We start from the raw sequence: 20,883 nt of genomic DNA on the forward strand, positions 1-20,883 counted from the left end.
CTCAGGAGAGTCGTCCGTGACCGTAGCCATCACCCTGCCCGAGACGTCCCCCGCCGCCCCGGCGAACGTCTCCGAACTCGTCGCGCGGGACGCGCGGGAGTTCGGGGCGTACGCCCGGACCGGAGGGTGGGCCTTCGGGCTGAAGGTGGCGCGCAGTGTGCGGCCCGGCGGGCAGGGCGCCGACGAGACGCCGAAGGTGTCCGCCAAGGAGTTCGCGGAACTCGCCGGCTGCTCCCCGGAGCGGGTCATGCGCTACTACAAGGCGTGGGACCGGGCGGCCGACGACGGGATGGTTCCCCACTTCGAGACGCTGACACCGGGCCAGGAGGTGGACCTGCCGGACGCCGACGTGTGGTTGAGCTACTACGTCTCCCGCAACAGCGCGACCTCCGAGCGTGGCACCGCCATCGCCGAGGCCGCCGAGGCGGAGGGCATCCGGCCCACGAAGGCCCTGGAGGTGGCGGAGAACCCCACCGCCCTGCGCGCCGCGATCCTCGCCGATCCCTCGACCGCCCGCGCGGCCCGCCAGGCCCTGCTGGACCGCGTCCGTGAGGACCCGGACCTCCAGTCGGAGCTGGCCCGTGACGTGGTGCGCACCGACGAGCTGAAGAAGGCTGTCGCCGGTGAGAGCAGGGCGGCCGACCGGATCGGATACGTGCGCCAGATCGCCGAGTCGGGGCAGATCAAGACGCCCGCCGGGCAGACCGTCGACGCGCCGACCGACCTGCGCCAGGAAGCCGAGCGGCACCTGTCCCTCCTCGACGAGCTGGACGAGGGCGAGGACTCCGGCGAGTGGGCCTCCGAGGCCTACGACACGATGAAGTCCCTCGTCGTCGAGGCCGTGGAGGCCGACCCGGGGCTGCGGGTGCAGGAGCGGCGCACGAAGTTCTACAGCAGCCTCCAGAAGGCGACCAAGGTGTTCGAGGAGCTGACCTTCGACGACGCCGGGGAGTTCTACGAGGACGACATGGTGCAGCGTCTTGAGGACCTCCAGCGGGCCGTCGCCATGTGCATCGAGTCGCTGCGCGGTGCTCGCGGGAATCACCCGGCCGGCTGAGCATTCCGGCGAAATCGGGGGTACTAGAGGGCTCTACGTCGGTTCTTCCCGGAGGCCCCCTCGTGAACTCGTTCGTCCACAAGACCCTGGTGGTGCAGCTCCAGGCGGGTGACACGGAACGTTTCTCCGTGCTCGCCCACCTGAGCTACGACGCCGCGGACCCGTTCGCCGTCACCGTGGTCTTCAGCCACGACGGCCGTGTCCTCGCCCGGTGGCAGCTGGACCGGGAGATGCTCGGTGACGCGCTGCGGCGTCCGGTCGGGGTGGGCGACGTGCGGATGCGCCCGGAGTCGCGCGGCATGTGGCAGGAGCTGCGCATGGAGTTCCTCGGCGACGCCCGCCCCGACGGCGGCCGGCACCACGCGGTGGTGTTCGCGTGGGCTCCGGGGTTCGCGGCGTTCCTGCGCGAGACCCACGAGGTGGTCCCGCCGGGCCGCGAGGAGGTCCATGTCGACGACTTCCTCGCGGGCGTCATCGCCGGGAGCTGACACGCGGCCGGGATGAGTAGGCGTACTCATGCCGAGGGCCCGCCCCCGCCAGGACGATGGGCTGCCTCGAGAGGAGCCCGCCATGTCCGCAGTGTCCGACGTACGTCCCGGTCCCCGGCCGTCGCTGCCCGCCGCCCTCGCCTCGGGCGTGCTCGCGGTGCTGGCCCTGTCGGCATGGAACCCGCACGACCGCGTGACCTGGTTCCTGGAGGTCGTGTGGGTCGTCGTGGGCCTGCCGCTCCTGGTGCTGGTCCGGCGGCGCTTCCCGCTGACGAACCTGCTGTGCTGTCTGCTGGCCGCCCACGCCGTGGTGCTGATGGTGGGCGGCCACTACACCTACGCCGAGGTGCCGCTCGGCGACCGGGTCCGGGACGCCTTCGGCCTGGACCGCAATCCCTACGACCGGTTCGGCCACCTGATGCAGGGCTTCGTGCCGGCCGTGCTGGTGCGCGAGCTGCTGGTGCGCACTTCGCCGCTGCGCGGCAGCCGCTGGCTCGCGCCGCTGACCGTGTGCGCGTGCCTCGCCTTCAGCGCCGTCTTCGAGATGCTCGAGTGGGCGGCCGCCGTGGCCGGCGGGCACGCGGCGGACGCCTTCCTGGCCACCCAGGGCGACGTCTGGGACACGCAGTGGGACATGTTCTGCGCGCTGCTCGGGGCGACCGTGTCGCTGCTGCTGCTCAGCCGGGCGCACGACCGGCAGCTGGCGACGGTGCCGTCACCTCGACGTGTGGCGGTGCCGGGTCCACAGCGGCAGGACGAACCAGCACAGCAGATACCAGCCGACCACGCCGGCGACCAGGTAGGGCACGAATCCGTCGTGCGTCGCCACGCGCAGGATCAGCAGCAGTGAGGCGGTCGTCGTGGCGAGCAGCAGCACGAGGCCGAGCAGGGTGAGCCGGGAGGCCAGCCGCACCGCCTGGGGTTTGACGCGCCGCCCGGAGACGAGGCGGTGCAGGGACACCGGGCCTATGAGCGCCCCGGTCGCGCAGGCGCCCAGGACGACCGTCACGAGGTAGATCGTCTGGTCCATGTCGGTCAGGTCGTCGTACTTCGGGGTGAACACCACGGTCAGCAGGAAGCCGAACAGGATCTGCACACCCATCTGTGCCACACGGACCTCCTGGATGAGCTCCTGCCACATCCGGTCCGCTCTCTCCTCCTCCGTCTCGTTGCGCCCCCGGCGCATGGCCCCGCCCTCTGCCCCGTCCGCCACTGTTCCTCCCGGTGTGAGACTGAGCCCTCCTCCTTCCCGGGTTCCCCGTAACAAGTCGTCCTCCCGGGCTCGCGGCGGTTTGAGCGATCAGGGGACGGTTACACGGACGGCGCGAATGACGCAGAGTTCTAGGAGGTCGTGGACGCATGTCCGGTACGCAGCTCACCGTGACGCTCAGCGGCGGAGGCGCCGACGACGCGCGAGCGGTCGTCCGGGCCCTGGAAGGCACGTTCGGGGCGCCGGACGAGCTTCCCGCCGACGAGAACGCGACGGTGCACATGGCGACCTTCGGCGGCGAGACGCAGGGTCCCGCCGATGGCGGTGCTCAGGAGTCCGGGCGGCTGTCCGCGCCGGTGACCGTCACCGTGCAGGGCAGCCCGGAGGCTGTGCGGCGGGCGAGCGACACCCTCACCCGGGCCTTCACGGCCCGCGACGACGGTGCCGCCTCCGGCGACCAGGAGCAGGAGAGGCAGCTGCTCCTGGAGCCGTGAGAACCGGCCTCACCAGCGTGATTCGACCTGGCCCTTGATGCGGCGTTCGTACAGGTCGCGGATTGCCGTCAGCGTCTCGCCGGGCAGCTGCGGGAGGCGGGCGGCGGCCGCGTTCGCCCGGGCCTGCTCGGGTGAGCGGGCGCCGGGGATCACGGTCGTGACGCCGGGCTGCTCGACGATCCAGCGCAGGGCCAGCTGGGCAGGGGTGTAGCCCTCGGGGGTGAGCGCCGCGAACTCGGCGGCCGCCTCCACACCGGTGGCGTAGTCGACGCCGGAGAAGGTCTCGCCCACGTCGAAGGACTCGCCGTGCCGGTTGTAGGTGCGGTGGTCGTTCTCCGGGAAGACGGTGTCCCGGGTGTACTTGCCCGACAGCAGGCCGGAGGCCAGCGGGACGCGGGCGATGATGCCGACGCCCGCCTCACGGGCGGCCGGGAGCACCTCGCGCAGGGGCTTCATGCGGAACGGGTTGAGGATGATCTGCACACTCGCCACGTTCGGCCGGGCGATCGCGGTCAGCGCCTCCTCGCAGGTCTCGACGCTGACGCCGTACGCGGCGACGCGCTCCTCCTCGACCAGGGTGTCGAGGGCGTCGAACACCTCGTCCGTGGAGTAGACGGGTGTCGGCGGGCAGTGCAGCTGCACCAGGTCGATCCGGTCGACGCCGAGGTTGCGCCGGGAGCGGTCGTTCCAGGCGCGGAAGTTGTCGAGCACGTAGTTCCCGGGAATCTGCTCGACCCGGCGGCCCATCTTGGTGGCGACCATGACGTGCAGGTCCGGACGGCCGCTGAGGAACGCGGCGATGGTCTGCTCGCTGCGGCCGTCGCCGTACACGTCGGCCGTGTCGAAGAAGGTGACCCCGGCCTCGGCCGCCGCCTCCAGTACCGAGAGGGCTTCCTTGTCGTCGACGTCTCCCCAGTCGGCCCCCAGCTGCCAGGTGCCCAGACCGACGACGGAAGCGTGCTGACCCGACCTGTCGAATGTGCGCTCGTCCATGGGCGTCAGTCTGTCATCCGGCACGGCGCTGCGCGGAACGCGTTGCTCCGACCCGACAAGCCTGCTCGATTCACTCACACGGGTGAATCGATGCGACAGGAACGCGTCACGTGTCAACCGGCCTCTAGCGTGCTGCACGTGACCACTGGTTCAGCGAACAACCACCCTTCGAGCGGCTCGCCTTGGACCCGCCGGGGCTTCCTCCTCACCGCCGCCGCGCTGGCCGCCGTGCCCGGTCTGCCGGCGGATCCGGCCGCCGCCGCCGTGGAATTGCCGGACTTCCCCGCGGACGTCGCGCTGTACCGCTCGGCGTACCGGAACTGGGTCGGCGAGATCACCGCCGACGGTCTGTGGGCCTGTGCGCCGGGCAGTCCGGACCAGGTGGTCGCCGTCGTCAACTGGGCGTGGCGGCACGGCCGGCGGGTGCGCGCCCGGGGTGCCTCGCACGGCTGGTCACCCCTGACGGTCACGGAGGGGACGCCGTCCGGTGCGCCGGTCCTCCTCGTCGACACCGCGCCCCACCTCACCGGCCTGGCCCTGGACTCCCCCACCGCCGTGCGCGCCGGAACCGGCGTGACCCTGGAGGCGCTGCTGACCTTCCTGGAGGGGCACGGTCTCGGCGTCACGGCCACCCCCGCTCCCGGCGTGCTCACCCTGGGCGGCGCCCTCGCCGTCGACGCGCACGGCACCGCCGTACCCGCCCGGGGCGAGCGACGGCGGCCCGGGCACACGTACGGCTCCCTCAGCAATCTGATCCTGTCCCTGACGGCGGTCGTGTGGGATGCCCGGGCCGGTGCGTACGTACTGCGCACGTTCCACCGCGACGAGGCGGACTGCGCCGCGCTGCTGACCCATCTCGGGCGGTCCCTGGTGACCGAGGTGGTACTGAGGGTGGGCGCGAACACCGACCTGCGGTGCGTGAGCCGTACGGACATCCCGGCCGGGGAGCTGTTCGCCGCGCCCGGTTCGGGCGACGGGCGGACCTTCACGAGCTTCCTGGACGAGGCGGGGCGGGTCGAGGCGATCTGGTTCGCCTTCACCGAGCACCCCTGGCTGAAGGTGTGGAGCGTCTCCCCCACCCGGCCGCTGACCTCGCGGAAGGTGACCCGGCCGTACAACTACCCGTTCTCGGACAACATCCCGGGGCCGGTGGCGGAGCTGGTCGGCCGGATGACGTCCGAGGCGGCCTGGTACCTGGCGCCGGTGCTCGGCGCCGCGCAGTACGAGGCCGCCGCGCTCGGGCTGGTGACGACGCTGTCCGCCGACCTCTGGGGGCCCTCCAAGAACACGCTGCTGTACCTGAAGCCGACCACGCTGCGCGTGCACGCCGACGGCTACGCGGTCCTCACCTCGCGAGATCGGGTGCAGCGGGTCGTCTCCGAGTTCGCCGCGTTCTACCGCGAGCGTCTGACGGCGTACGCCGCCCGGGGCAGCTTCCCGGTCAACGGCTCGGTGGAGATCCGGGTGACCGGCCTGGACGACCCGGGCGACGCCGAGGTGGCCGGGGCCCGTCCGCCGCTGCTGTCGGCGCTCCGGCCGCCCGAGGACCACCCCGAGTGGGACACGGCCGTCTGGCTGGACATCCTGACGCTGCCGGGCACGCCTGACGCGGAGGCGTTCCTGCGCGAGATCGAGCGGTTCCTGCTGCGCTCCTTCGACGGCGGGTTCGCCCTCACCCGGGTCGAGTGGTCCAAGGGGTGGGCGTACACGGACGACGGGGTGTGGAGCGACGAGGAGGTGCTGGGCAGCGTCGTTCCGGCGGCGGTCGGCCCGGCCGAGTGGGCGCAGGCGGACGCGGTACTGGACCGGCTCGACCCGCACGGCGTGTACGGCAACGCCTTCCTGGACCGGCTGTTCGGCCCCTAGGGCCTGTCGTTTGGATCAGGTCGCAGGGAATCGGCGGTGCTTTTGGACGCCGGTGAGCGGGGTCTGGTGCGTGGAGCTGCAAGGCGGAGGAGGGAGTCGACGCGGAGCGTCGGCGACCGACGACAACGCCGCAGATGCGCGTGCCAGACCCCGCGCCTGCGACCTGATCCAAACGACAGGCCCTAGGTCCCGGCGCAGCGGTTCCGGCTGCACGGGCGGGAAGTCCGCCTTGCGTTCCCGGCCGCGCCCTTGAGTGCGCTGTGCCGACATGTGCGGAGTGCCCGGTGCGCAGGGCGCTGCGTCCACCGTCGGCCGCCGCGAACAGGTCGGCACCGGGCCGCCGAATCGCGCCAGTTTCGCGGCGTGACGTGCACCACGGGTGGCGATGCGCACCGGCAGAAACGTCCGCCTCAGCACCCCCAGTGGGTGGAATTTCCCCTTCCGCACCCGCGTGCGGACCGCTCGCGGCAAGATCATCTTCGTTCAACCTTGCACGACATAAGGGGAATTGCCCGGATCGCAGCCAACCGGCCGGCGTGGATTTCTCCCGATAGTGGACGGGCCGGTAGTCATGCGGGGTCATCAGCCGAACCGACCCTGGAGGTCCGTATGCCGGAACTCAGCCGTCGCCGCGCGCTCACCGCTGCGGCCGCCCTCGCCACGACCGCGGGGACGTTGTCCGCCATCACCCCGGCCTCGGCGGCCGGGCACCACGACTCCCCCGGGACCTTCGACGAGGTCTACAAGGGCCGCCGGATACAGGGCCGGCCGGCCGGCGGGTCCGGTCACCACCATCACGGCGCGGGATACGCGGTGTTCGTCGACGGGGTGGAGCTGCACGTGATGCGCAACGCCGACGGCAGCTGGATCAGCGTCGTCAGCCACTACGACCCGGTGGCCACCCCGCGTGCCGCCGCCCGCGCCGCGGTGGACGAGCTGCAGGGCGCGCCACTGCTGCCCTTCCCCGCCAACTGACCCGCACCGCAAGGCATCTGGAGCACCCGCACATGGCTGTCCGCAAGAACCAGTCCACCCTGACCGCCGACGAGAAGCGGCGTTTCGTCGCCGCGCTGCTGGAACTGAAGCGCAGCGGCCGCTACGACGAGTTCGTCACGACGCACAACGCGTTCATCGTCTCCGACACCGACAACGGCGAGCGGACCGGGCACCGCTCACCGTCCTTCCTGCCCTGGCACCGGAGATTCCTTCTGGAGTTCGAGCGGGCACTGCAGTCGGTGGACGCGTCGGTGACGCTGCCGTACTGGGACTGGACCGTCGACCGCACGCCGCGCGCCTCGCTGTGGGCGCCCGACTTCCTCGGGGGGACCGGGCGGGAACGGGACGGCCGGGTGTCGGACGGGCCGTTCTCCGTGTCGAGCGGGAACTGGCCGATCAACGTGCGGGTAGACGGCCGTACCTTCCTGCGGCGCGCTCTCGGTTCCGGGGGACGCGAGCTGCCGACGCGGGCCGACGTCGAGTCGGTCCTGGCGATGTCCACGTACGACATGGCGCCCTGGAACAGCGGCTCGGACGGCTTCCGCAACCACCTCGAAGGGTGGCGGGGCGTCAACCTGCACAACCGCGTCCACGTCTGGGTCGGCGGGCACATGGCCACCGGGGCCTCCCCCAACGACCCGGTGTTCTGGCTGCACCACGCCTACATAGACAAGCTGTGGGCCGACTGGCAGCGCCGCCACCCCGGCTCCGGCTACCTGCCCACCGCGGGCACGCCGAACGTGATCGACCTGAACGAGACGATGCGGCCGTGGCACGACACGACCCCGGCGGATCTGCTGGACCACACGCCGCACTACACCTTCGACGCCTGATCAGACGGTCGCGCCGGTGCGGCACTCCGGGTGGCCCCAGCCGCTGTCGTTCTTGGCGATGGGCTCACCGGCCGCGTAGGAGCGGCCGCACTGGCAGCGGCCGGGGAACTTCGCCTTGATCGTGCGCGACGAACCCTTCGCGGCGGAACCCTTCGCGGTGCGGGCCGCGCCGCCGCGCGGGCGGGACCGGGGCGCCTTCGCCGGGGTGTCCGGCGACGGCGGCGGCTCCGGGGAGCCAAGGCCGCTGCCCGCGGGCTCCTGGACGGTTGCGGCCTGGCTGGCGGCGCGGTCGGCGAAGTCGTTGAGCCGGTCACCGTCGACCTGGTGGGCGGGAACGTAGCGGAACTCGACCGAGCGGCCGTCCAGGAGCTCGTCGATGCGCACGACGAGGTCCTGGTTGGCGACCGGCTTGCCGGCGGAGGTCTTCCAGCCGTTGCGCTTCCAGCCGGGCAGCCAGGTGGTGACGGCCTTCATCGCGTACTGCGAGTCCATCCGGATCTCGAGCGGCACGTCCGGTTCGGTCGCCGTCAGCAGACGCTCCAGCGCGGTGAGTTCGGCGACATTGTTGGTGGCCTTGCCGAGCGGCCCCGCCTCCCACCGCTCCGGCGTCTCGGAAGCGTCGGCGACGACCCAGGCCCAGCCCGCGGGCCCGGGATTTCCCTTCGAAGCCCCGTCACACGCGGCCACTACACGTTCACGCATGCGCTCGATCATGCCATGGCCGCGGGGGCCGTCCGGCCGGGAGGTCCGGGTGCCTACGCCACGTCGGTCAGCTTCGGCATCTCCCCCTCGGTCGTCGTGATGTCGATCACCGAGAAGTTGGCGCCCTGCGGGTCGCTGATCGCCGCGAACCGGCCGAACGGCGTGGTCATCGGACCGAACCGCAGCACGCCACCGAGCTTGGTGGCCTTCGCCACGGCCTCGTCGCAGTCCTCGACGGTGAAGTAGACGTTGATGTACGGCTGCACCTCGGGCGGGAACTCCTCCGTCATCTGCATCCGGCCCAGCACGGTGCGTTCACCCAGGTCGTAGATCCGGAAGTTCGTCTCGCCGTCCTCCATGTCCCGCTGCCGGTAGGAGAAGACGGCGGGGAAGAACGCGTCGGACTTCTCCGGCTCGCGGGTGAAGACCTCCGCCCAGGTGTAGGCGCCCGGTTCGGCCATCGCCTGGAAGCCCTCGTGGGTGCCGGCCTGCCAGACGCCGAAGACGACACCACCGGGGTCGCGGGCCAGGCACATGGTGCCGAAGTCGGCGACCTGCATCGGCTCCATCAGCACCTCGCCCCCGTGGTCACGGATCCGGGCGGCGGTGGCGGCGGCGTCGTCCGCGGCGAAGTACAGGCACCACTGCGACAGGCCCTCCTGGCCGGGCATGGGCGGGACGACGGCGGCGACCGCCTTGCCGTCGGCGTAGGCCTCGGTGTAATTGCCGAACTCCGCCGACGCCTCGGCGAAGGTCCAGCCCAGGACGTCTCCGTAGAAGCTCTTGGCCCCTTCGAGGTCGCTGAACATCGCGTCGGCCCAGCAGGGGGTTCCTTCAGGTTGCACGGCCATGATCACGGCCCTCTCCGAATGAGTGGAATCGTCCGTTTCCTCACGCTAGTCATCGGGGGGCCGGCCCGCGCGCCGAGCGCGCCGGCTGCCGCGCAGCCCTGCCGGCCGTGGCCTGGCCGGTCCGAGCCGTCGCGTCCGGCATACGTCTTCCCCCCGGGGGCCCGGCTGTGCTTGCCTGGGTGCCGTTTCGGTGGCCGGGGCGGGAGTTGCCGTATGCGCAAGCCGTGGGTCGTGGGGATACTGCTGGCCGGGATGCTCCTCGGCGGGTGCGGGGATCCCGCGTCCGCGCCGGAGGAGCCGGCGCCGAGCGCACCGCGCGCGTCGGCCACGACGCACCAGCGCGCCCCCGCCTCCCCCGGCCCGGAACCGAGGAGGAGGGCGCCCAAGGTGCTGTACCTCGGGGACTCGCTGGCGATGGAGGGCCAGAAGGTGCTGGGTCAGGAGTTACGGCGGGACCTGAAGGCGGAGTACACCGGCGCCCCGTATTCCGGCACCACTCTGTGCGACTACCTGGAGGGCACGGCCGACCGGTCCCTGGTGCCGGCCGCCGACAAGGCCGCTGCGCTGGTGCGCCGGCTGCGGCCCGACTTCGTGGTCCTCCAGTTCTGGGGGAACTCCTGGGGCTACACACCGTGCATGGACGGCATCACCTACGACAAGGCCCCGGCCCGCTACTTCAGCCGCTACGACGCCGACGCACGCCGGCTCGCCGAGCAGATCGCCGCGGCCGGGGGCGGCAGCCGACCGAGGATCGTCTGGGTGTCCCAGGGCCCGGACCCGATCACCCCCGACCGGGTCCGGCGCGTCAACGCGCTCTACGACAAGCGGGCCGCCGCCTCGGGCGACCTCGTGGCGGACGCCGGGAAGGCGGTGAGCCCGGCCACCGGCCGCTACACCTGGACGCAGTACCTGCCGTGCACGCCCTACGAGCGGACCCACCCCGGCTTCTGCACCCAGCCCGGCCGCGACCGCACGGCCCTGCACCGCGACGACGACTATCTGCACTTCTGCCTGGCTCCCACGACGTCGAGGCCCAAACCCTGCCCGGTCCCCTCCCCCGGGATCCTGCGCATCGCCCGGGAAATCACCAAAACCGTTGGACAGGCGGCCCGTTGACCGCTCGAATGGGCACCCATGAGCACGGTGCGCATGCATGAGGACGAGCTGGACATCGACGTTCCGCTCGTCGGCCGGCTGATCGCCGGGCAGTTCCCGCAATGGGCCGGGCTGCCGCTGCGGCGGCTGGAGTCCTCCGGGACGGAGAACGCCATGTTCCGCCTCGGTGCGGACAAGGTCGTACGCCTGCCCCGGCATCCCCGCGCCGTGGAAGCCATCACCCACGAACTGCGCTGGCTGCCCCGGCTCGGCCCGGGACTGCCCGCCGCCTCGCCCGAGCCCGTCGGCCGGGGCGAACCCGGCGACGGCTTCCCCTGGCCGTGGTCGGTCTACGGCTGGCTGGACGGCCGCAACCCGGTGCCCGGCAGGCTCGAGGAGCCCGAACTGCTCGCCAAGGACCTTGCCGCGTACCTCACGGCCCTGCGCCGCATCGACGCGTCAACGGGCCCCCTCGGTTACCGGGGAGTGCCGCTGGCGACCCGGGACCCCTTCGTGCGCGAGGCGCTCGCGCACCTCGCGGGACGGGTCGACACCGTCGCGGTGACCGAGGTGTGGGAAGAGGCCCTGCGGGCTCCCGAGCACGCCGGGCCTCCGGTCTGGGCACACGGCGACCTGATGGCCGGGAACCTCCTGGTCACGGGCGGACGGCTGAGCGCTGTGATCGACTTCGGCACGGTGGGGGTCGGTGACCCCGCCGTCGACCTCATCGGCGCCTGGTGCCTGCTGCCCGCCGCGGTCCGCGGCGTGTTCCGCGATGCCGTGGGCGCCGGCGAGGCCGAATGGGCACGGGCCCGGGGCTGGGCCCTGTCGATCGCGGTCATCGCCCTGCCGTACTACTGGAAGACGAACCCGCCGGTCGCGGAGAACTCCCGGTACGTCATCCGGGAGATCCTGGCCGAGGCCGCGTAAGGGCGGAACGGCTCAGGGGTGTCCGACCTTCTCGCAGGGCACGGCACTGCCCCTGTCCGCGGCGCCTCACTCGCCCGCGTACGCCTTCTCCAGGGCGGCGATGTCGAACTTGCTCATCGCCATGAACGCCCGGGTCACACGGGCCGCCTTCGCCGGATCCGGGTCGGTGATCATCTCGTCGAGCCGGTCCGGGACGACCTGCCAGGAGACGCCGAACCTGTCCTTGAGCCAGCCGCAGGGGCCGGGCTCGCCGCCGTTCTCGGTGAGCCTGGTCCAGTAGTAGTCGATCTCCTCCTGGTTCTCGCAGAAGATCATGAAGGAGGTGGCCTCGGTGAACTTGAACTGAGGGCCGCCGTTGAGTCCGAGGAACCTGTGCCCGTTGGCCGTGAACTCGACGGTCATCACGCTGCCCGCGGCCTGGGGCGCTCCCTCGGGGTAGCGCGCGATCTTGCCGATGCTGGAGTTCTTGAAGATCGAGACGTAGTGGTGGGCGGCCTCCTCGGCCTGGCCGTCGAACCAGAGACACGTGGTGAAACCGTCGGTGGTCATGAGTCCTCCTGCACGCGTGGAACGCTGTCACCACTGTCGACCGCGCCCCGCCCCGGAACTCATCGGTCGTACGGCAGGCAAATTCAGGTGGCCGTTACACCGTTCGGAACTAGCATCGCGGGATGACGTCCACGCCCGCCGGCAGCGGCATCCGTCCCTTCCGCATCGACGTACCGCAGCGCGACCTCGACGACCTCCACGACCGCCTCGACCGGATCCGGTGGCCCGACGAGCTGCCCGGCGTGGGCTGGTCGTACGGCGTTCCGTCGGGCTATCTGCGCGAGCTGGTGCGGTACTGGCGGCACGCGTACGACTGGCGGGCCGCGGAGGCCCGGCTGAACGCGTGGCCGCAGTTCACCACCGAGATCGACGGCGCGCGGGTGCATTTCGCTCACGTCCGCTCCCCCGAGCCCGACGCCACCCCGCTGGTCGTCACGCACGGATGGCCGGGGTCGATCGTGGAGTTCCTCGACATCGTCGGGCCGCTGACGGACCCGGCCGCCCACGGCGGCGATCCGGCCGACGCCTTCCACGTCGTGCTGCCGAGCATTCCCGGCTTCGGGTTCTCCGGCCCCACCCGCGAGACCGGCTGGGAGGCGCGCCGGATCGCCGACGCGTGGGCCGAGCTGATGACACGCCTCGGCTACGAACGGTTCGGGGCGCAGGGCGGCGACTGGGGTGCGGCCATCTCCCGCGAACTGGGCCGCGTCCACCCCGGCCGTGTCGTCGGCATCCACCTCAATCTGCTTCCCGGCGCACAGGCGGCCGCCGAACCGAGCGCCGCGGAGCTGGAGGCGCTGAGCCCCGCCGAGCGGGAGCGCACGCTCACCTCGTGGCGGCGGTGGGCTGAGTGGTCCCGCGACGGCACGGGCTACTTCCACGTGCAGTCCACCCGGCCGCAGACCCTGTCGTACGCGCTCACGGACTCACCGGTGGGGCAACTCGCCTGGATCGTCGAGAAGTTCCAGGAATGGACGGACTCCGAGGAGCTGCCCGAGGAGGCCGTCGACCGGGACCTGATGCTCACGAACGTGATGCTGTACTGGCTGACGGGCACGGCCGGTTCGTCGGCCCGGGTGTACTACGAGCGCGCCCACGCCCGGGGCGAGAGGATCGCCGCCCCGCAGGAGCCTTCCACCGCGCCGACCGCGGTGGCGTCCTTCTTCGGCGACCCCCAGATCCCGCTGCGCCACAAGGCGGAGCGGACGGAGAACATCGTCCGCTGGACGGAGTTCGACCGCGGCGGGCACTTCGCGGCGATGGAGGAGCCGGACCTGCTGGTCGGTGATGTGCGGGCCTTCTTCCGCCGGTTGCGCGAGAAGGGCTGAGCCTTGAGGCTCTGCCGGTAGCGGATCTGCCGAAGGCAGAGAAACCGTTCGCGGGCATCGTCCGAGGTCAAGAGTGGAGTCGACGGAACCCCCCGACAGGTCCACGGCGCTTGTCGCCACGACGAGGAGAACCGATGACACCACTCACGACGCTCGCGCCCCGGGCGGAGGAGGGCGACACCCCTCCGACCCGCTTCGACGACCATCTGGCCGCCCAGCTGCTCGCTCAGCGCATCGTGCTGCTGGGCACCCAGGTCGACGAGGTCTCCGCCAACCGGGTCTGCTCCCAGCTGCTCATCCTGTCCGCGGAGGACGCGCACACCGACATCAGCCTGTACATCAACAGCCCGGGCGGCGCGGTGCACGCGGGCCTCGCCATCTACGACACCATGCGGCTCATCCCGAACGACGTCTCCACACTCGCCATGGGCTTCGCGGCCAGTATGGGCCAGTTCCTGCTGAGCGTCGGCACGCCGGGCAAGCGCTTCGCCCTGCCGAACGCGCGGATCATGATGCACCAGCCGTCGGCGGGCATCGGCGGCACCACCGCCGACATCGAGATCCAGGCGGAGAACCTGGAGTTCACCAAGCGGACCATCGAGCGGATCACCGCCGAGCACACCGGGCAGAGCCCGGAGACGATCTCCCGGGACGGCGACCGGGACCGCTGGTTCACGGCCGAGGAGGCCAGGGAGTACGGCATGGTGGACCGGGTCGTGGAGTCCCTCGCGGACGTCCGGCCGGCGGCCACCCGGCGCAGGATGGGGCTGCAGTGATGGGTACGTACACGATTCCGAACGTCGTCGAGCGCACCCCGCAGGGCGAGCGGTCCTACGACGTCTTCAGCCGGCTGCTGTCCGAGCGCATCATCTTCCTCGGCACCGAGATCGACGACGGCGTCGCCAACGTCGTCATCGCCCAGCTCCTCCACCTGGAGTCGTCGTCCCCGGAGAGCGAGATCGCGATCTACATCAACTCTCCGGGCGGCTCGTTCACTTCGCTCATGGCCATCTACGACACCATGACGTTCGTGCAGGCGCCGATCTCCACGTTCTGCGTCGGGCAGGCCGCCTCCACGGCGGCCGTGCTGCTGGCCGGAGGGGACCCAGGGCGGCGCTTCGTGCTGGAGCACTCACGGGTGCTGCTCGGCCAGCCGGCCGCCGGCGGGCAGCGCGGCATGGTGTCCGACCTGGCGCTCCGGGCCAAGGAGATGGTGCGGATCCGCTCCCAGGTGGAGGAGGTGCTGGCACGGCACACCCACCACGACGTGACGGCCCTGCGGGCCGACATGGACCGCGACAAGGTGTTCACCGCGCAGGAGGCGGTCGGCTACGGGCTGGCCGACGAGGTGCTCAGCCGGCGCCTCGTGAGGGTCTGAGGCGCCGGCCGGCCGACACGGCTCAGGCGGCCAGGCACACGCCGTCGTGCGACGAGGTGGACGCCCCGCGGCGGCTGCCGCCCGCGTAGCGCGAGCTGACGCGGGTCAGTTCGCCCTGCGCCCTCGTCAGCAGGTCGCCGAGGTTCAGTCCGAGTGCGTGGGCGGCGGCCGCGAGGACCTCCGAGGAGGCCTCCTTGCGGCCGCGCTCCACCTCCGAGAGGTAGGGCATGGAGATCCGTGCCTCGTCCGCCACGTCCTTCAACGTGCGCTCCTGCGCCAGGCGTTCACGGCGCAGGACGTCACCCACCAGGTCCCGCCACAGCGGCTCCTTCGCGGCGGGGGCCGGCGGCGCCTGGCGCGGCGGTGCGCCGGCGGCGGGTCGCGCACCGTGCGGGCGCAGAGGGATGACTCGGGCTTCGTTCGGCAGGTGGTTGCTCACTTCTCCAGCCTAGGAATCCCGGCCGCCGGGGGAAGGGCCCGGCGTTCCGCCCTGGGTGGAATCACCGCGCCCACAACGGGGACGGAGAGGCACATTCCCTTCGATTTCGCCCATGGGAGAATCGGAGGGCATGGTGCGGGTCAACCCGGGTACCCGCAACTCGGGAGTACCTATGCAGATGTCCGCCGCGACGTTCGTGGGAGAGGTAATGGAGACCGCCGTGATCCGGTCGAAGGCACAGGCCGTCGAAGAGAACGCCGAGGCCAGCACGGGTGACGGAGCACTGCCGGGCGTCGTGGACCCGCGGTCCGTGGCCCCGCGGGACGCGAGGGAATTGTCCCGCCAGTTCTTCCAGCGCCTGACGGAACTCGAAGAGGGCACGCACGAGTACCAGTACGCGCGCAACACCCTGATCGAGATGAACATGTCACTCGTGCGTTTCGCGGCCGGACGGTTCCGGGGCCGCGGCGACGACATGGAGGACATCGTCCAGACCGGCATGATCGGCCTGATCAAGGCGATCGACCGGTTCGAGCTCTCGCGCGAGGTCGAGTTCACCTCCTTCGCCCTGCCGTACATCGTCGGCGAGATCAAGCGCTTCTTCCGGGACACCACGTGGGCGGTGCACGTGCCGCGACGGCTGCAGGAGCTGCGCGTGGAGCTGGCCAAGGCCCGTGAGGAGCTCGCCAGCCGGCTGGACCGCGAGCCGACCGTCGCCGAGCTGGCCACGCTGATGAACATCTCCGAGCGCCAGGTCGTGGAGGGGCAGATCGCGGCGAACGGGTACAACTCGTCGTCGCTGGACGCCGCGCTCACCGGCGACGGTCCGGAGGGCGGCGAGGCGGTGCTGGCCGACTTCATCGGAGTGGAGGAGGACGGGCTGCGGCTCGTCGAGGACTTCCATTCGCTCGCCCCGCTCATGGCAGAGCTCAGCGAGCGCGACCGGCAGATCATCCACATGCGGTTCGTGGAGGAGGCCACCCAGGCGGAGATCGGTGAGCGGCTCGGCTGCTCGCAGATGCATGTCTCGCGGCTGATCAAGCGGATCATCACGCGGCTGCGCGAGGGCATGCTGGGCGAGCTGGGCTGCGCCTGACGCGACCGGCGGACCAGCGGGTGCCGTCCCACACGCGGGAGTGGGGCGGCACCCGCACATCGGTTTGCCGGTACAGACGCGAACGACGCCGGAACGACGCGGATGACGAGAGCCGCCCGGGTGACGTGAATCACCCCGGGCGGCTCAGACGTCGGCTCCGTCGGTGAGAGGCAGTACGGCGCGCACCCGCTTGCCCACCGGCACCCTTTCCACGCTGACCTGCTCGGCGAGCGCGTGGACGATCTCCAAGCCGTGCCGGCCGATGCGCTCGGGGTTGCGGGGGAAGATGCGGGGCAGTGCGGAGCTGCTGTCGTAGACCGACACCGTCACCGCGGTGTCGGTGCCGACGAGCTCCAGGATGTACGGCCCGTTGCTGTGCCGGTCGGCGTTGGTGACCAGTTCGCTCACCACCAGCAGCACGGCGCCGTCGACACGCTCGTCGATACGCGCGCACCACTCGGTCCTGAGCTGATCGAGGAAGAGCGCGGCGAAAGACCGCGCCTCGGCGATACAACCCTGCTCGCCGGTGTAGTGTGCCGCCCGCCACAGCGGTTCAACGGGCACGTCGAAACCAGTCGGTATCACTGCCTCGTCCAGGTGGTCGATCATTCTTTTCTCTCTGGGAAGCCGGACTGGCCGGACGCTCTGCACAGTGCTCGTACCCCGAGCCGGGCCTCGCAGTCCTGACATTTTCCGGCCCGTTCGGTGCCCCGGGCATTGTCCCCCGTCCGCAGGGCACCCGGAAGGAATCAGAGCCGGCCGAGGGCGGCCGGGCCGGATTCGCCGGAGGTGCGCGGTGGCCTGGTGGATATGGCTGGTCGTGGCGATCGCGGCGCTCGCCGCCGTCGCGGCGGTGACAGTCGCCGTGCAGGCCGGCCGGCGGTCGGGGACCGTCATAGCGGTCCGTCGCCGGCCCGGCGGGAAGGGCCTGCGATGAACGAGCTGCTGGCCGCACGGAGCCTGACGACCCTGCCGGTGGTCACCTTGGGCGGTGACGCCGTCGCCCAGGTCAAGGACACCGTCTTCGACGCCGCCGCCGGGCGCGTCACCGGCTTCACGCTCAGCGGCCGGGGTCTGCTGTCGGGCCCGCTGAAGCAGAGCCTGCCCTGGTCGGCGGTGCACGCGCTGGGTCCGCAGGCGGTGATGATCCGCGACGCCCTCGCTCTCCAGGACGTGTCCGTCGTGATGGCCCGGCGCGAGGCCCGGCAAGGCCGGGTGCTGCACGCCAAGGTGCTGACCGACGAGGGCGCCGAGGTCGGCACGGTGCTCGACGTGATCATCGAGGGCGGCGCCAGCGGCCGGGTCGTGGGATTCCGCATCGCCGCGAGCAAGGCGCTCGTGCAGGGCTCCCGCCGCCACCGGCACCGGGTGTACGTGCCGCGCGGCGAGACGCTCGCCGTCTCCGGCCGGGCCCTGGTCATCCCGGCGGACGCCACCCGCTACGTCGCCGACGACCTTCCGACGTTCGTCGCCCGGGTCGGCGCCTTCCAGGACGGGCGGGACGGGACGACGCCATGATGCTGTTCTCCGAGGCGCGGGGCCTGCCGGTGCTGACGCTGACCGAGGCGGACGAGGTCGGCGTCCTCAGGTCGCTGACGGTCGACGCCGTGTCCGGTGTGGTCACCCATGTCCGGGTGCGGAGCCGGCACTCCCGTAAGGACACCGTGCTGGCCTGGGGCGCGTTGCACGCCATCGGCCCGGACGCGGTGCTGGTCCGCACGACCGCCGAACCGGCCGAGGTGCCCGCGCACCACGAGCTGCCCGGCCTCAGGATCCTCACCGAGACGGGGGACACGCTCGGTACGGTCCAGGACGTTGCGTTCGAACCGGAGACGGGCCGGGTCGAGGCGGTCGTCACGGCCCACGGCGACCTGCCTGCCGATCGGTTGCTCGGGCTCGGCGACTTCGCCCTGGTGGTCCGTGCCGCTTGAGCCGGCCGGGTCAGGAGGCCGGGGGCTGTTCCGTCGTGCCGCCGCCGGTGTCGTTCCCGGTGTCGGTGCCGGGCGGAGGCTGCTCGGTGTCGGGCGACGGCGGCTCGTCCGTCGTCGGCCCCGACGTGTCGGTGTCCGAGGTCGGCGGTTCACTCGTGGGCGGTTGCGGCGACGTCGAGTCGGGCGGTGCCGTCGGCGTGGTGACGCTCGCCGACGGAGAGGGCTCGTCCGGCTTCTGGGTCTTGTGGTCCTTCGTGCCCGTGTCGCCCTTGTGGCGCTCGAACCACTCGCCGTCGGGTTCGCACATCACGAAGACGTCGACCGGCTCCGGTGCGGGCGTCACCATGACGACGTTCGACGCCTTGTACCCCGGCCACGCGTCTCCGGTCGTCTTCGGCGCGCTCTGCTGGGCGACCGGCGGGGACAGCGGGTTGCCGCACGCGCAGCGCACCCGGGGCACGCCGCGGTCGTCGACGAGGACGGCCGTGCCTGCCTGGAGGACGGCCTGGTAGGTGGTGGGGGCGCCGTCCTTGTAGCCGTGGTTGGTGACGCGGGTGTCCATGCGCAGCTGCACGGGCGTGAGCGAGCGCAGGTAGGAGGGGACGTCGGACGGCTGGATCCCGGCGACCGAGGCGAACGCGCGCTGCTTGTCCGGGGCGTCCTCGAAGTACGTGATCTGCTTCTCCACGTCACAGCTGGCGACCTTGCGGGTGCCGCCGTACAGGCCGGGCGCGTCGCCCTTCACACCCTGGACGGCGTTCTGCGGCGCCGACTCCGTGGCTCCCGAGGGCGAGACCGGCGAGGCCGAGCTCTTCTTCTCCGCCGTCGACTCGGTGAACGCGTCCGGGCCCGTGTCGGCCGCGGGCTGGAGGAAGACCTCGCCGCTGGACGTACTGGTACCGCCGTCCGACGCACCGGTGCCGCCGTTGTCGGGCCGGGACAGCACCACGGCCAGGATCACGGCGGCCACCACGGCGGTGGCGATGATCGCCACCCGGGGCACGGACCCCCACCACGGTCGGCGGGGCTCCGGCTCCTTGCCGCCTTCGCTCGGCGGCTCAGAGGGCGGGCCGCCGCCCGACGGCGGCTGGGAGGGGCCCGACAGTGGGCCCGAGGGAGGTCCTGTGGGGCGGCCGGACGACGGCGGATCGACGCTCACGAGCTCTTCTTTCCGCGTGGGTTCTCTGCGGTCTTCACACACCAGATGTGATTCATACCGGTGCTTTGTCACTTTTCCCTTATGCGTTCATTGTGTGCTCCGGTCCCGTACGCCCCGCAAGCCGACGCGGACGGACCCCTCCGGCAGGCGCCCGGCGGAGGGGCTGCTTAGCGTGGCAGCGTGAGTTCGCGCACCCCCTCCGGCCAGGCACGTACCTCGGACGAGCGGGCCGTCGCCCGCCACGGCTGGGCACACGCCCTCGTCACGGTGCTCGGAGGGCTGCTCGCCATGGCGGTGGTGGCCGCTCTGGGCCTGTGGGCGGCCGGGGCCGGGGACCTCCCGGACGGTGCCTTCGCCCCCGTCGTCGCGGCCACCATGGTCACCGCCGTCGGTGGCACCGTGAAGCTCGCCGGTAGCGCCGGCGACCTCGCCGACACGCAGGCGGGCCTGACGGTGATTCCGTTGTCCGTCACGCTCACCGGGGCGCTGGTGACCGCCTGGGGCTTTCTGCGGCCGCTGCGGCACCGCGCGGTCGCCGGTGCGGCGGAGCTGGCCGGCTGGGCCGGCCGGGTGGCGGCCCTGTGGCTGCTCGCGCTGATCGGCCTGGCGCTCGCCGCCCGCCACACCTTCGACATCTCCCTCGGGGACGACACGCTCGGCGAACTCGGTGACCTGTTCGGCGCCTCACCGAGGATCGGCTTCACCACCGACGTTCCACTGTCGGTGTTCGTCGGCGTGGTGTGGCTGGCCGGTGTGCTGGTGCTGGCCCTGCTGGTGTCTCGCGGGGCTCCGCTGCCCGCCGGGCTGCTGCGCTTCCAGACGTCGGTGCGGCCGGCCGCGTACGCGATGGTCGCGCTGCTGCTGGCCTGCGTCGTCATCGGCGTGCTCGTCGCCCTGGTCGTCGCCGTGGCCAAGGGGAACACGCGGGAGACGTTCGCGGTCATCCTTCTCGGCATGCCGAATCTGGTGTGGCTGGCCCTGACGATCGGGCTGGGCGCCACCTGGAACGGCAGGGTGGAGGGGCCGTTCGGGCTGCCCATGCCGCACGTGCTGGACGAGGTGCTGCGCACCCCGGACGTCTCCGAGCTGAATCTGCGGACCCTCTCCGAGCACGACGGCCGGGTGTGGTGGCTGCTGGTCGTCGACATCGTGCTGCTGCTGGCCGCCGCGTTCGTGATGGCGGCCCGGTCACCGGCCCGGGTGCGGGCCTGGCAGCATGCCGTGCACATGGCGGTCGCCCTCATGCTCACGGTGTTCATGATCTGCCTCGTCGGGCGCATCTCCGCGCACTACGGACTGTCCGTGCTCGGCATCGGCGATCTGGGCGGCGGCCTCGGGGGCGAGCTGTTCCTGAGACCGAGGCTGTGGGGTGCCGTGGGTCTGGCCGTCCCGTGGGGATTGGTGACCGGGTTCGCCGGGGCCCTGTCGGCGCGGCACGTACGGCGGCGCGGCGAGGTGCGCTCCGGCAGCGACAGCTGACGTCGCGCG

General features: G+C 71.7%; 24 protein-coding genes and 1 pseudogene. 17 read left to right on the plus strand and 8 right to left on the minus strand.

The annotated features are described in order from the left end of the window. Nucleotides 1–16 precede the first annotated feature (16 nt). The 3 genes and pseudogenes from ACIRDU_RS33835 to ACIRDU_RS33845 all read left to right on the plus strand — a co-directional run. On the plus strand, nucleotides 17–1,057 hold the full coding sequence (locus tag ACIRDU_RS33835; protein ID WP_403586903.1) for a hypothetical protein: 1,041 nt from the start codon (nucleotides 17–19) through the stop codon (nucleotides 1,055–1,057). A gap of 62 nt (nucleotides 1,058–1,119) precedes the next feature. Further along, complete coding sequence (locus ACIRDU_RS33840; RefSeq protein WP_403586904.1) at nucleotides 1,120–1,545, plus strand: SsgA family sporulation/cell division regulator; 426 nt, start codon at nucleotides 1,120–1,122, stop codon at nucleotides 1,543–1,545. Nucleotides 1,546–1,627: 82 nt separating this feature from the next. Further along, nucleotides 1,628–2,131 (plus strand): annotated as a pseudogene (locus ACIRDU_RS33845) (DUF2238 domain-containing protein); the annotation flags it as partial. A 129-nt stretch (nucleotides 2,132–2,260) separates the two neighbouring features. Here the strand turns inward: ACIRDU_RS33845 and ACIRDU_RS33850 are convergent. Continuing rightward, nucleotides 2,261–2,731, minus strand: a complete 471-nt coding sequence (locus tag ACIRDU_RS33850; RefSeq protein ID WP_403587099.1) for a DUF6328 family protein — start codon at nucleotides 2,729–2,731, stop codon at nucleotides 2,261–2,263. 173 nt (nucleotides 2,732–2,904) lie between these two features. Between ACIRDU_RS33850 and ACIRDU_RS33855 the strand changes: the two genes are divergently transcribed. Beyond that, nucleotides 2,905–3,249, plus strand: a complete 345-nt coding sequence (locus tag ACIRDU_RS33855) for a hypothetical protein (protein ID WP_403586906.1) — start codon at nucleotides 2,905–2,907, stop codon at nucleotides 3,247–3,249. Between the two features lie 9 nt (nucleotides 3,250–3,258). On the opposite strand, the gene ACIRDU_RS33860 is transcribed toward ACIRDU_RS33855, so the two are convergent. Then, nucleotides 3,259–4,242 (minus strand): aldo/keto reductase, encoded by a 984-nt coding sequence (locus ACIRDU_RS33860; protein ID WP_403586908.1) that lies wholly within the window; start codon nucleotides 4,240–4,242, stop codon nucleotides 3,259–3,261. A gap of 138 nt (nucleotides 4,243–4,380) precedes the next feature. Between ACIRDU_RS33860 and ACIRDU_RS33865 the strand changes: the two genes are divergently transcribed. From ACIRDU_RS33865 to ACIRDU_RS33875, 3 genes are all read left to right on the plus strand, one after another. Then, nucleotides 4,381–6,108, plus strand: a complete 1,728-nt coding sequence (locus ACIRDU_RS33865; RefSeq protein ID WP_403586910.1) for a cholesterol oxidase substrate-binding domain-containing protein — start codon at nucleotides 4,381–4,383, stop codon at nucleotides 6,106–6,108. 609 nt (nucleotides 6,109–6,717) lie between these two features. Then, a complete protein-coding gene (locus ACIRDU_RS33870; RefSeq protein ID WP_403586913.1) occupies nucleotides 6,718–7,083 on the plus strand; it encodes a tyrosinase cofactor in 366 nt (121 codons plus the stop codon). Nucleotides 7,084–7,115: 32 nt separating this feature from the next. Then, nucleotides 7,116–7,937: a tyrosinase family protein gene (locus tag ACIRDU_RS33875; protein ID WP_403586915.1), complete on the plus strand. Its 822-nt coding sequence runs from the start codon at nucleotides 7,116–7,118 to the stop codon at nucleotides 7,935–7,937. On the opposite strand, the gene ACIRDU_RS33880 is transcribed toward ACIRDU_RS33875, so the two are convergent. Together ACIRDU_RS33880 and ACIRDU_RS33885 are read right to left on the minus strand one after the other, a co-directional pair. Beyond that, nucleotides 7,938–8,651, minus strand: a complete 714-nt coding sequence (locus tag ACIRDU_RS33880; protein ID WP_403586918.1) for a ribonuclease H — start codon at nucleotides 8,649–8,651, stop codon at nucleotides 7,938–7,940. A gap of 41 nt (nucleotides 8,652–8,692) precedes the next feature. Further along, nucleotides 8,693–9,490 carry a VOC family protein gene (locus tag ACIRDU_RS33885; protein ID WP_403586920.1) on the minus strand — a complete coding sequence of 266 codons (798 nt, stop codon included), beginning with the start codon at nucleotides 9,488–9,490 and terminating at the stop codon, nucleotides 8,693–8,695. A gap of 213 nt (nucleotides 9,491–9,703) precedes the next feature. On the opposite strand from ACIRDU_RS33885, the gene ACIRDU_RS33890 reads away from it, so the two are divergent. Then, nucleotides 9,704–10,606: an SGNH/GDSL hydrolase family protein gene (locus ACIRDU_RS33890; protein WP_403586923.1), complete on the plus strand. Its 903-nt coding sequence runs from the start codon at nucleotides 9,704–9,706 to the stop codon at nucleotides 10,604–10,606. Between the two features lie 18 nt (nucleotides 10,607–10,624). Continuing rightward, on the plus strand, nucleotides 10,625–11,515 hold the full coding sequence (locus tag ACIRDU_RS33895; protein ID WP_403586925.1) for an aminoglycoside phosphotransferase family protein: 891 nt from the start codon (nucleotides 10,625–10,627) through the stop codon (nucleotides 11,513–11,515). 66 nt (nucleotides 11,516–11,581) lie between these two features. On the opposite strand, the gene ACIRDU_RS33900 is transcribed toward ACIRDU_RS33895, so the two are convergent. Further along, nucleotides 11,582–12,064 carry a VOC family protein gene (locus ACIRDU_RS33900; RefSeq protein ID WP_403586928.1) on the minus strand — a complete coding sequence of 161 codons (483 nt, stop codon included), beginning with the start codon at nucleotides 12,062–12,064 and terminating at the stop codon, nucleotides 11,582–11,584. 122 nt (nucleotides 12,065–12,186) lie between these two features. On the opposite strand from ACIRDU_RS33900, the gene ACIRDU_RS33905 reads away from it, so the two are divergent. The 3 genes from ACIRDU_RS33905 to ACIRDU_RS33915 all read left to right on the plus strand — a co-directional run bounded on the left by ACIRDU_RS33905 (nucleotide 12,187) and on the right by ACIRDU_RS33915 (nucleotide 14,770). Further along, nucleotides 12,187–13,392, plus strand: a complete 1,206-nt coding sequence (locus ACIRDU_RS33905; protein WP_403586931.1) for an epoxide hydrolase family protein — start codon at nucleotides 12,187–12,189, stop codon at nucleotides 13,390–13,392. A 134-nt stretch (nucleotides 13,393–13,526) separates the two neighbouring features. Beyond that, on the plus strand, nucleotides 13,527–14,168 hold the full coding sequence (locus tag ACIRDU_RS33910; RefSeq protein ID WP_403586934.1) for an ATP-dependent Clp protease proteolytic subunit: 642 nt from the start codon (nucleotides 13,527–13,529) through the stop codon (nucleotides 14,166–14,168). After that, a complete protein-coding gene (locus tag ACIRDU_RS33915; RefSeq protein WP_403586936.1) occupies nucleotides 14,168–14,770 on the plus strand; it encodes a ClpP family protease in 603 nt (200 codons plus the stop codon). The genes ACIRDU_RS33910 and ACIRDU_RS33915 overlap by 1 nt, the downstream gene beginning before the upstream one ends. A gap of 22 nt (nucleotides 14,771–14,792) precedes the next feature. Here the strand turns inward: ACIRDU_RS33915 and ACIRDU_RS33920 are convergent, their stop codons facing one another. After that, nucleotides 14,793–15,209 (minus strand): helix-turn-helix domain-containing protein, encoded by a 417-nt coding sequence (locus tag ACIRDU_RS33920; RefSeq protein ID WP_403586938.1) that lies wholly within the window; start codon nucleotides 15,207–15,209, stop codon nucleotides 14,793–14,795. Nucleotides 15,210–15,417: 208 nt separating this feature from the next. On the opposite strand from ACIRDU_RS33920, the gene ACIRDU_RS33925 reads away from it, so the two are divergent. After that, nucleotides 15,418–16,305 (plus strand): RNA polymerase sigma factor SigF, encoded by an 888-nt coding sequence (locus ACIRDU_RS33925; protein WP_403587101.1) that lies wholly within the window; start codon nucleotides 15,418–15,420, stop codon nucleotides 16,303–16,305. Between the two features lie 144 nt (nucleotides 16,306–16,449). Here ACIRDU_RS33925 and ACIRDU_RS33930 read toward each other — a convergent pair whose 3' ends face one another. Next, nucleotides 16,450–16,914 carry an ATP-binding protein gene (locus ACIRDU_RS33930; RefSeq protein ID WP_403586940.1) on the minus strand — a complete coding sequence of 155 codons (465 nt, stop codon included), beginning with the start codon at nucleotides 16,912–16,914 and terminating at the stop codon, nucleotides 16,450–16,452. Between the two features lie 187 nt (nucleotides 16,915–17,101). On the opposite strand from ACIRDU_RS33930, the gene ACIRDU_RS33935 reads away from it, so the two are divergent. From ACIRDU_RS33935 to ACIRDU_RS33945, 3 genes are read left to right on the plus strand one after another with little or no spacing between them, the layout of a single operon-like run. Next, nucleotides 17,102–17,242, plus strand: coding sequence for a hypothetical protein (locus ACIRDU_RS33935; protein ID WP_403586943.1), 141 nt, complete (start codon nucleotides 17,102–17,104; stop codon nucleotides 17,240–17,242). Continuing rightward, nucleotides 17,239–17,823, plus strand: coding sequence for a PRC-barrel domain-containing protein (locus tag ACIRDU_RS33940; protein ID WP_403586945.1), 585 nt, complete (start codon nucleotides 17,239–17,241; stop codon nucleotides 17,821–17,823). Before ACIRDU_RS33935 ends, ACIRDU_RS33940 begins: the two co-directional genes overlap by 4 nt. Next, nucleotides 17,820–18,236: a PRC-barrel domain-containing protein gene (locus tag ACIRDU_RS33945; RefSeq protein ID WP_403586947.1), complete on the plus strand. Its 417-nt coding sequence runs from the start codon at nucleotides 17,820–17,822 to the stop codon at nucleotides 18,234–18,236. The genes ACIRDU_RS33940 and ACIRDU_RS33945 overlap by 4 nt, the downstream gene beginning before the upstream one ends. Nucleotides 18,237–18,246: 10 nt before the next feature. Here ACIRDU_RS33945 and ACIRDU_RS33950 read toward each other — a convergent pair whose 3' ends face one another. Continuing rightward, nucleotides 18,247–19,395, minus strand: coding sequence for a DUF6777 domain-containing protein (locus tag ACIRDU_RS33950; RefSeq protein WP_403586950.1), 1,149 nt, complete (start codon nucleotides 19,393–19,395; stop codon nucleotides 18,247–18,249). A gap of 180 nt (nucleotides 19,396–19,575) precedes the next feature. Between ACIRDU_RS33950 and ACIRDU_RS33955 the strand changes: the two genes are divergently transcribed. Continuing rightward, complete coding sequence (locus ACIRDU_RS33955; protein WP_403586953.1) at nucleotides 19,576–20,874, plus strand: streptophobe family protein; 1,299 nt, start codon at nucleotides 19,576–19,578, stop codon at nucleotides 20,872–20,874. Nucleotides 20,875–20,883 lie beyond the last annotated feature (9 nt).

This window comes from Streptomyces sp. NPDC093598 (assembly GCF_044764825.1).
Classification (GTDB): domain Bacteria; phylum Actinomycetota; class Actinomycetes; order Streptomycetales; family Streptomycetaceae; genus Streptomyces.